Raw genomic sequence first — 565 nt, 5'->3', positions numbered from 1 at the left:
CTTCTTGGATAAGCTCTACCGCAAGTTCGCGATCTGACGAGATAATCATTCGTCCTCGTGGTCCCCCCAGATCGCTCGGGCCTTTTTTCTTAATAGTAATAAGGCCGCGGCTTCTGCCAACGCTTTCTCTTTTATACGTAGGTCTTTTTCAATCTCGATTGTCCGTCTTTTTTCATCCTTCAGCTCCTGGGAAAGCCGTTTAGTTTGATTCAGTTCACCAGTGTTGGCATTCAGACAAACAGAACGCCACGAGTCAATCTGTTCTTTATATAAACCTTTTTTGCGGCAGTATTCTGCAAGATCTGTTTCATTCATTGCGTAGGTTTCCATTACTACCAGAAACTTATCTTCACTACTCCAGCGATCTGAAGTCTGTCCGTTTCCAGGTGTTGCATTTCCGTCAATACGGGCTTTTTTTCTCCATTGATAAAGAGATTGTTCTGAAACACCTGTATCCTTACTAATACTCTTAACGGATTCGTTATTAGGGGGCATCATTCTTACTAGGACAGCGTCCTTTAATTCTTGGGTATATCTATTCCTATTTTCACTACTCATGTCGCAC

General features: G+C 42.5%; 1 protein-coding gene. It reads right to left on the bottom strand.

Translation table 11 applies throughout. The annotated features are described in order from the left end of the window. Nucleotides 1–45: 45 nt before the first annotated feature. A partial coding sequence (locus H2672_RS19250; protein WP_186674012.1) for a transposase occupies nucleotides 46–565 on the bottom strand: 520 nt, incomplete at its 5' end.

This window comes from Sporosarcina sp. BP05 (assembly GCF_014282005.1).
Taxonomy (GTDB): Bacteria; Bacillota; Bacilli; order Bacillales_A; family Planococcaceae; genus Sporosarcina.
This window is presented reverse-complemented; position numbering and strand designations above follow the sequence as displayed.